Origin of the sequence: Daejeonella sp. (genome assembly GCF_049655485.1) — a bacterium.
Taxonomy (GTDB): Bacteria; Bacteroidota; Bacteroidia; order Sphingobacteriales; family Sphingobacteriaceae; genus Daejeonella.
In genome coordinates, this window is sequence record NZ_JBASJU010000416.1 from 1 (window position 1) to 9,227 (window position 9,227).

Here is a 9,227-nt window from a genome sequence, read left to right on the forward strand (position 1 = left end):
AGATTCTGTGTTGATTTCCAAATAAAATTGTTTTTATCTTTGTTCTTTAAGACGGTCAAGAACCAGTCTGTGTAGCGTACTGATCCTTTAGGCTTAGTGCGCTACTTCTTTTCAGATCGGTATAGTCTTTTCGGTATTCATTTTTGCTTTTGTAGATCACGTAGATCATTTCCAGCAGTTTGCGCTGTACAGCTACCAATCCTTTCATTTTTATTCCTTGCCTGGATACGATCCGCACATATACATTCCGGAAGTTCTCATCATATTTTATTGCCGAGAGTGAAGGTAGGTACATGGCCTTTCTCAGGTGCCGGTTACCTTTTTTAGATATTCTTGGCTTTCCTTTAACCGATGTTCCGGACTGCTTTTCCTTTACATCCAGCCCGGCATAGCTGGTGAGCTGCTTTTTATTTCTGATTAGTTCAAATCCATTCGTTTCAGCCAGCACAATCGTGGCTGTTAATTCCCCAATACCGGTTATACTGCAGATATTGGTTATTTCGCTTTTTAAGATAGTGTCATTATTGATAATCTCATTTAGATCGGATTTTATCTCCTTCTCGTGTTTATTTAACAATCGCATCCGTTCATTTAAGCGTTCTATGCTCCGCTCATTGGGTTCGGCTTCAGCCTGTTCGGCATGTAGTTGGTTTTTAACCATCACCCGTTCCATGACGATCTGATCACGTTCACGGGTAAGCTGTTGCAGACTTCGATAGATCTTTTTAGGCTTATGCCAGCGGTCCAGCTTCCTCTCCAGTCCGAACTGGGCGATGGCTTCAGAACAGCTCTTGTCCGTGATTGTCTTGTTTTCCAAAGTCCGCATATAATTGCTGATTTTGTTGGGAAGAACAATACTTACTTCGTAATCTTGAGCATAAAGATAAAAGGCAAATTTCTGGTGATATACTCCTGTAGCCTCCATCACGAAACGAACGCTCACTTCCGCGTCAGTCAGCTTTTTTACCCAATCAAGCAATGTTAAGATGCCTTTCTCTGTATTCCTGAAAACTTTGTGTGCATACAGATCGATTGACAGATCATCAAACATTTTACCCAGGGTAACTACCAGTTCGTTTTGGGCTACATCTACGCCCGCTACTTGTTTTAGTACTTTCTTCATCAGCTTAAGTGTTTAGTTTATAAAGTGATGAATCTCCCTTCGTCTTTTCTCCTGGTTGGTTATTCTGGATATTATGACCTGCATAATTCCTTACATTCTGTTCAAACTCTAAGAGATAAAAGGAATGAGGCTATTTCTTTGCGGCAATATACTTCCTGAGCTATTTGGACGCTAATGTGCTCTCATTCCCTTTCACTTTAATTATATAAATTTAAAGCTTTGTAAACATAGGACGCAGAGTTTTCGCAAAGGACGCAAAGCACAATTAGCACGGGCGCTAGCCTACAACGACCTCTGATGCCTCCCCCAGAATAGATAAACCAAACTCCCAAAAATGGGTGCTATCAGTATAACTATCAGCCAGAGAAGCTTTGTATTTAAAGGTGCGCTGCTTTTAAAAAGATCCGTTAGAGTAATAAACAAAAGAATAAACCAGATTATCCAAAAGATGATTCGGAATAACCCGCCAATAAAAAGAAGAGCTGCAAGAGTGATCATACCATTTTTTGTTTTCTACCCCACAAGAGGTACACGATTGCCCCAAGATACGGAGCAATTATGATAAAAACGATCCAGGCAAATTTCTGGACAACAGTCAGTCGGGGTGAACGAATGCTATCTATAAGGGCAAAAGGAACCAAGACAATCCATGGCAGCAATGCAAAAACCACCATGACGATTTCCCATGGACCCAGGGTTATTTCGGAGAGCATATTCCAATTTGTTAAGTGAAAAGTAAGGGTTTCTTAAGTTTAAGCACTCTCGAAAGATTTTTTTTGACTCCTGCCTAAAACCAAATAAAGTATTGATCCTATTAAAGGAACAAAAAGTACAATGAGAACCCAGAGGACTTTATTAAGGGGATCATTGAATTTCGATCGTGATATGTCGAAAATACAATAGAGTGTCAGAATGAGCGGGACTATAGCTAGTAAAGAGACCAACATTAATAAAAAAAGTTCGGCCTGTCCCAGGTTTAGAAATAACAATTTCTCCATAACACTTTTTTATTAAATATAAAGAAAATTCTAAACTTCCAAGGTTTGCTTCTCACCAATTTGCTGCCGCCACATGGCATAATAGAGTCCTTTTTCCGCAAGCAGTTCTTCGTGCCTGCCTGACTCAATGATATAACCTTTTTCTAATACAAATATCGTATCAGCATGCATAATTGTGGATAGCCTGTGGGCAATCAGGATTGTGATGTGATCGCTGATTACTGATACATCGCGAATAGTCTCTGTTATCTCTTCTTCGGTGATGGAATCCAGAGATGAGGTAGCCTCATCAAAAACAAGAATATTCGGCTTGCGAAGCAGGGCCCGGGCGATAGACAAACGCTGTTTTTCGCCACCTGAAACTTTGACACCACCTTCCCCAATAACGGTATCCAGACCTTTATCAGCCCGGGCTAATAAATTCTGGCAGGCCGCTTTTTGCAGCACTTGCATACAGTCTTCATCGGTAGCATCCGGACGTACAAACAGAAGATTTTCACGGATAGTTCCGGAGAAAAGTTGCGTGTCCTGAGTGACAAATCCAATCTTTTCACGCAGTTCGTCAAGATTGATTTCAGTACCGGAGACCTTATTATATAGCACCTTTCCGCTAGTGGGATGATAAAGCCCAACCAGCAACTTAACCAGTGTAGTTTTCCCGGAACCTGAAGGCCCAACAAAAGCTATCGTTTCACCAGCTTGTGTTTCGAATGTGATGTTTTCAAGAGCATTCCTGTTTGCTGATTGGTGTTTGAAACTTACTTCATTAAAACGAAGATGATCAATTCGGCCAATTTTAGGGGGATTGAATGGTTTCTTCTCTTTGGGAGTACTTAATATTTTTTTAAAATTTTCCAGCGATACTTCAGTTTCCCTATAGATATTAATGATATTTCCCAATTCCTGTAAAGGCCCGAAAATGAAGAATGAATAGATAAAGAGAGAAAAGAATTCGCCAACACTTATCCGGCCTGCAAATATCAGGTAAAGCATTAAAAGGAGTATCCCGTTTCGCAAAAGGTTAACAAGCGTACCCTGGATAAAGCTAAGGCTTCTAACATATTTTACTTTTCTTAACTCGAGTTTTAGGATCTTATCAGTGACGTCACTCAGTCGTTTGATTTCCTGGCTTGACAATCCCAGACTTTTGACGAGTTCGATATTCCGTAGCGATTCGGTAGTTGATCCCGCAAGGGCAGTAGTTTCACTTACGATCAGTTTCTGTACCACCTTGATTTTTTTGCTTAATACCGAGCTTATAATTCCCAAAACTGGAATTACAGAAATGTATACAACAGCTATAGACCAATGAATATTAATAGCATAGATAAAAACGAAGGTTACACCGACTATAGAGGTGAAAACAATATTGATTAAAGCGGTTATCAACTTTTCCGTATCCGTACGTACCTTTTGCAGGATGCCAAGGGTTTCACCACTTCGCTGATCTTCAAAAACTGAATAAGGCAGTTCTAGCGAGTGCGCCAGGCCGTCTGAATAGATCTTCGCCCCAAGACGCTGGGTAATTACATTCACATAGTAATCCTGAAAATTTTTAGCTATACGCGATACCATAGCCACACCCATAGCCGCGAGTATTAATAGACCGGCGCCCTTAAAAAATTCCTGAGTTGTGTACTCTTTGTATCGGGTTACATAAGTGTCAATTATCTTTCTGAAGATCCACGGATCCAGTAAAGAAAAAATCTGATTTATAGCTGCCAGAAGGAGGGCCAGGGCAATTAAGCCTTTATAGTTTTTTAAGTATTCAACTAGGAGTTTCATTTGATCGTATTTAATCCGGTTGGATTATATTGTTAAGATTCAGGGTGTTAAAGATGGTAATTATTGAGCCAAGAACCAAGAGCGTTTTAAGAGCCAAGAACCAAGAATCAAGACATGTAATACTTGATTGATTATGTCTCGCTAGTTTTGACGCTTGGTGGACGTCCTGGCTCTTGGCTCTTGGTTCTTGGCTCCTGGTTCTCAAATTCCCCCAAAAATAAAAAAGGGAACAGACTTTCGCCCCATTCCCTTCTCTTATGACAATCAAATTAAATTAAACCGTCATGATATCTTTTTCCTTGGCTTCCATCAATTTATCAATACGAACAATATTCGCATCGGTTAATTTTTGAACTTCGCCTTCACCAGTTTTTATTTCATCGTCTGAGACACCTTCACCCTTAGTCCGCTTGATCTTCTCATTCGCATCTTTACGGATATTACGTACCGCAATTCTACCTTTTTCAGCTTCTTCTTTAACCTTCTTTACCAGGTCGCGGCGACGCTCTTCTGTAAGAGGCGGAACATTCAATCGGATTACCACACCGTCATTCTGAGGATTCAAGCCAATGTTAGCCTCCATGATTGCTCTTTCGATAGGGATAAGCATTGTTTTTTCCCATGGCTGAACCACCAGGGTGCGAGCATCCGGAGTATTTACTGTACCAATTTGGGCCAGTGCAGTTGGTGTGCCATAGTAGTCCACAAAAATTCCGTCTAGCATGGATGGCATTGCTTTTCCGGCGCGGATCTTTACGAGTTCGTTATCACAGAATTCTATGGCTTTATCCATATGACTTCTGGCATCGTCTAATTGTTTCTTTATAAGGTCGTTCATAATGGTACTTTCGATCTGTAAAAATATATAAAAAGGATTATATACTACTAACCTCTTACTAAAGTTCCAATGGGCTCGCCATTCGCAATCTTTTTGAAATTACCCGGCTTGTTCATATCAAATACAATGATCGGAAGATTATTTTCCTGACATAATGTAATGGCTGTCATATCCATCACATTTAAACTTTTCTCGTACACATCCGTGAAGCTAATTTCGTCGAAGCGTGTTGCTGTTGGATCTTTCAATGGGTCGGCAGTATAGATTCCATCAACGCGGGTTCCTTTCATAACCACATCTGCGTTGATTTCTACGGCTCTTAAAGACGCTGCCGTGTCAGTTGTAAAATATGGATTTCCAGTACCGGCACCGAAAATAACAATCCGGCCTTTCTCCAGGTGGCGAACAGCACGACGGCGAATAAACGGCTCGCAGATTTGCTCCATCTTAATGGCAGTCAGCAAGCGGGTTTTAACACCAGTTTTCTCCAATGCATCCTGCAAAGCCATACTGTTGATTACAGTGGCAAGCATCCCCATATAATCAGCCTGGACACGGTCCATACCAGCTTTCTCCGCACTTAATCCGCGGTAAATATTTCCGCCGCCAATTACAATGGCAATTTCAACTCCCTGAGCATGAACTTCATTGATGTCCTTCGCATACTGTGCCACACGGTCGATGTCGATTCCGTATTGCTTTTCACCCATTAATGATTCCCCGCTTAATTTTAACAGGATACGTTTGTAATTCATGAAGAGTATGTTTTTATAAAGTTATTAAATTAATTTCCCCGAAAGGTATGTACTGTGTTGTTTGAACTCATTATCGAAAACGATGATATTTGCTTCGAAGCCCGGTTTTAGTAAGCCCAGCTTATAGCCTTTCAACAATTCAGCAGAATATGTCGAAGCCATTCTAAGACTTTCTTCCAGGGAGATACCTACCTTTTCAACACAGTTTTCTACCGCTTTTAGCATCGTTAAACAAGATCCCGAAAGAGTTCCATCTGGCATAACATACCGATCGCCGGTAAATACATGCTGATAACTGCCATCGTTCGCTTCAGTAACGGCATCTGTAATCAAAAACAAACGATTACCCAATTCCCTTTTAGCCAGTTCTATCATCGGGAAACCAACATGGATCCCATCAGCTACAACACTTGTATAAGGTTTAAGTTTAAATATTGCGGGAACTAATCCCGGTTCACGGTGGTGGATTGGTGGCATCGCGTTAAAAAGATGCGTTGCAGCCTGAACAGGTTGGTTCAGAAAGTCCATGGCCTCTTCATAACTTGCATTGCTATGTCCTGCGGAAATGATGATACCTTCAGAGTAAAGATAGTCGATCAGTTCCTGGTCCTGCAGTTCCGGCGCGATGGTAACCATTTTAATTTCACCTTCAGCACGTTCAACCCAGCTTTTTATCTCTGACAGGCTTCCCTTTTTAATAAACTTTTCAGGATGGGCACCTTTGCGTTTCGCATTGAGGTATGGCCCTTCGAGATGCAGGCCAAGAAAGTTTCCTTTAGCCGTTTTGCGGTATACTTTTGCTGCATCGATAGCTTTAAGCACAACCTCGTCGCTGTTAGTTGCTACCGTTGCCATAAAACCTGTTGTACCCTGCGCCAGAAGATCATTCTCCATCTGCGCAAGCCCTGCAACATCCGGTATCCCTCCGAATAATTTGCCACCGCTTCCATAGATCTGAAGATCTATTAAACCAGGAGCGACATTCATCCCGCTAAGGTCTACCTTTTGGAATCCTTCAGGAACTTCGGTAGAATCTACAATAGAGCTAATTAGCCCGTTCTTAATTAAAAGGGCTTTATTCTCGAGTTTCTCAGTTCCAGTAAATAATGCAGCATTTATAAGGGCAATACTCATAGATCAAAAATATTTAGGCAAAAAAAATCCCCTCCGATTTGGAGAGGATTATAATATTAAGCTCCTAACTGAACCCGCTTGAATGCGGTAACGGTTAAGCCTTTGTCCACATCATTAAGGAACTGCGCTACAGACTTGGATGAGTCTTTAACGAACTCCTGATTTAATAAAGTAGAGTCTTTATAGAATTTGTTTAGTTTACCTGCAGCGATCTTTTCAACCATTTCTTCAGGCTTACCTTCGGCACGGATCACATCTTTAGCGATTTCAAGCTCACGCTCGATCGTTTTAGAATCTACATCATTCTTGTCGATAGCTACCGGGTTCATAGCTGCGATTTGCATGGCAACGTCTTTACCAACTTCATCAGCACTTGCAGGATTAGCGCTCAAGGCAACTAATACACCTAAGCGGTAATTTCCGTGGATGTAAGCGATAACTTTCTCGCCAGTTACAGTTTCGAATTTAGAAACGCCAACTTTCTCACCGATCTTTCCTGTTTGAGAAATGATGGTATCAGCTAATTTCTCGCCGTTAAGCTCAAGATTAGTTAATTCTTCAAGAGAAGAAGGGTTTTTCTCAACAGCTAAGTCAGCGATGCTGTTTGCGAAAGCAACGAAATCAGCATTCTTTGCAACGAAATCAGTTTCGCAATTGAACTCAATGATCACACCGCGTTTCCCGTCAGCAGTTGTCTTTGCGATAACTACACCTTCATTTGATTCACGATCCTGACGGCTCGCAGCAACTTTAGCACCTTTCTTACGAAGGTAATCGATAGCAGCTTCGAAGTCGCCGTTTGCTTCTGTTAATGCTTTTTTGCAATCCATCATACCGGCTCCGGTTTGCTGGCGTAACTTATTTACATCTGCGGCAGTAATTTGTACTGTAGACATGTTTTTCCTTTATTTAATACAGGACCACTTTATGGGTGGTCCTGTAATTATTAAAATTATAATTTATTGTCATCCCCGCCAAAGTGGGGACCTCCCCAAAGCACCGGGGATTTTTATCGAAATTACTCTTCGCTTTTCGCTTCAGGCTCTGCTTCAACTGCAACGCCTTCAGGACTTGTAGCTTTACGGGTACGTTTGCCCGGAGTAGCTGGTTCGTCTTTCGCTTCGCCTTCAGTATCAATCTTAGCTTTTGCAGAAGCAGCTTCTTTATCAGCTTCTTCTTCTTTCTCGCGTTTACGCTCGTCCAATCCTTCGTGGATAGCTTTCATGATAACTTCAGTAATCAAAGTGATTGATTTTGTAGCATCATCGTTAGCCGGGATAGGGAAGTCGATGTTTGACGGATCAGAGTTAGTATCAACCATTGCAAATGTAGGGATGTTTAATTTCATCGCCTCAGCAACAGAGATGTGCTCTTTCTTCACGTCGATAATAAATAATGCAGCTGGCAAACGGTTCAGATCAGCAATACCTCCAAGAAGGGACTCCAATTTGATACGCTCACGCTGAATCATCAATTTTTCTTTTTTCGATAAAACATCATAAGTTCCGTCTTTAGTCATCTTGTCGATGTTAGACATCTTCTTGATTGATTTACGAACGGTTGCAAAGTTAGTTAACATACCACCTAACCAACGCTCGGTTACGTAAGGCATGTTTACAGAACGCGCCTGCTCAGCAACGATATCTTTAGCTTGTTTCTTAGTAGAAACAAATAAGATCTTACGTCCTGATTTTACGATTTGTTTAATCGCAGCAGCAGCTTCTTCTAATTTTGTTAATGTTTTATTTAAATCTATAATGTGGATGCCATTACGCTCCATGAAAATGTACGGTGCCATTTTCGGATCCCATTTGCGGGTAAGGTGACCAAAATGTACACCTGCATCCAATAAATCCTGATATGTTGTTCTTGCCATTGTCTGATCCTCCTGAGATTAACGTTTACTAAATTGAAATTTCTTACGGGCTTTCTTACGACCTGGTTTCTTACGCTCAACCATACGGTCATCGCGGGTCATAATGCCTTTTGCTCTCAATGCAGGTTTTTTCTCTGGATCCAGCTCTACAATAGCCTTGGCAATTGCTAAACGAACGGCTTCTGCCTGTCCTTTAACACCACCGCCGGCAACGTTTACAGTTACATCGAATTTTCCTGTTGATTCAGAAACTTCGGTTGACTGCATTACGATATATTGTAATGGCAATGTTGGAAAATACTCCTTGTAATCTTTACCGTTTACGGTAATGTTGCCGCTTCCATCTGTTAGATAAATGCGTGCAACTGCGGTTTTTCTTCTTCCTGAAGTGTTTGTAGTTGACATTTCTCTTAATTACGGTTTAATGGTTGTAGGATTTTGCGCTGCATGCGGATGTTCTGAACCTGCATAAACGAACAGGTTTTTGTACAATGCACGGCCCAAACTGTTTTTAGGTAACATACCACGTACAGCCTTCTCTACCACACGGGTAGGATGCTGAGCCAGTAACTCTTTCGGAGAAATGAATTTCTGCCCACCAGGATAACCGGTGTAGGAAACGTACTGCTTTTCAGCAAACTTGTTTCCTGTGAGTTTTACTTTGTCTGCATTGATAACGATAACATTATCTCCGCAGTCTACGTGTGGGGTGTACGAT

12 protein-coding genes are annotated in these 9,227 nt (G+C 41.3%); all 12 read right to left on the reverse strand.

From position 1 onward, the window contains the following. Positions 1-55 precede the first annotated feature (55 nt). Positions 56-1,123: an IS110 family transposase gene (locus WBJ10_RS16695; protein WP_424292342.1), complete on the reverse strand. Its 1,068-nt coding sequence runs from the start codon at positions 1,121-1,123 to the stop codon at positions 56-58. A 282-nt stretch (positions 1,124-1,405) separates the two neighbouring features. Beyond that, on the reverse strand, positions 1,406-1,621 hold the full coding sequence (locus WBJ10_RS16700) for a PLD nuclease N-terminal domain-containing protein (RefSeq protein ID WP_424292344.1): 216 nt from the start codon (positions 1,619-1,621) through the stop codon (positions 1,406-1,408). Further along, positions 1,618-1,836, reverse strand: coding sequence for a PLDc N-terminal domain-containing protein (locus tag WBJ10_RS16705; protein WP_424292346.1), 219 nt, complete (start codon positions 1,834-1,836; stop codon positions 1,618-1,620). The genes WBJ10_RS16700 and WBJ10_RS16705 overlap by 4 nt, the downstream gene beginning before the upstream one ends. A 39-nt stretch (positions 1,837-1,875) precedes the next feature. Beyond that, the gene (locus WBJ10_RS16710) at positions 1,876-2,121 is read right to left on the reverse strand and encodes a PLD nuclease N-terminal domain-containing protein (RefSeq protein ID WP_424292348.1); all 246 of its coding nucleotides are present in this window, start codon (positions 2,119-2,121) and stop codon (positions 1,876-1,878) included. Between the two features lie 30 nt (positions 2,122-2,151). Beyond that, entirely contained in the window at positions 2,152-3,906 is a 1,755-nt protein-coding gene (locus tag WBJ10_RS16715; protein WP_424292350.1) for an ABC transporter ATP-binding protein, read from the reverse strand. A 274-nt stretch (positions 3,907-4,180) separates the two neighbouring features. Further along, positions 4,181-4,744 carry a ribosome recycling factor gene (gene frr, locus WBJ10_RS16720; protein WP_424292352.1) on the reverse strand — a complete coding sequence of 188 codons (564 nt, stop codon included), beginning with the start codon at positions 4,742-4,744 and terminating at the stop codon, positions 4,181-4,183. A 47-nt stretch (positions 4,745-4,791) separates the two neighbouring features. Next, positions 4,792-5,499, reverse strand: a complete 708-nt coding sequence (pyrH, locus tag WBJ10_RS16725; protein ID WP_424292354.1) for a UMP kinase — start codon at positions 5,497-5,499, stop codon at positions 4,792-4,794. Positions 5,500-5,523: 24 nt separating this feature from the next. Further along, positions 5,524-6,633: an N-acetylglucosamine-6-phosphate deacetylase gene (gene nagA, locus WBJ10_RS16730; RefSeq protein WP_424292356.1), complete on the reverse strand. Its 1,110-nt coding sequence runs from the start codon at positions 6,631-6,633 to the stop codon at positions 5,524-5,526. Positions 6,634-6,689: 56 nt separating this feature from the next. Continuing rightward, entirely contained in the window at positions 6,690-7,529 is an 840-nt protein-coding gene (gene tsf / locus WBJ10_RS16735; protein WP_424292358.1) for a translation elongation factor Ts, read from the reverse strand. 122 nt (positions 7,530-7,651) lie between these two features. Then, positions 7,652-8,509 carry a 30S ribosomal protein S2 gene (gene rpsB, locus WBJ10_RS16740; protein WP_424292360.1) on the reverse strand — a complete coding sequence of 286 codons (858 nt, stop codon included), beginning with the start codon at positions 8,507-8,509 and terminating at the stop codon, positions 7,652-7,654. A gap of 18 nt (positions 8,510-8,527) precedes the next feature. Next, positions 8,528-8,914 (reverse strand): 30S ribosomal protein S9, encoded by a 387-nt coding sequence (gene rpsI, locus WBJ10_RS16745; RefSeq protein WP_305366380.1) that lies wholly within the window; start codon positions 8,912-8,914, stop codon positions 8,528-8,530. Between the two features lie 9 nt (positions 8,915-8,923). After that, a partial coding sequence (gene rplM / locus WBJ10_RS16750; protein WP_424292362.1) for a 50S ribosomal protein L13 occupies positions 8,924-9,227 on the reverse strand: 304 nt, incomplete at its 5' end.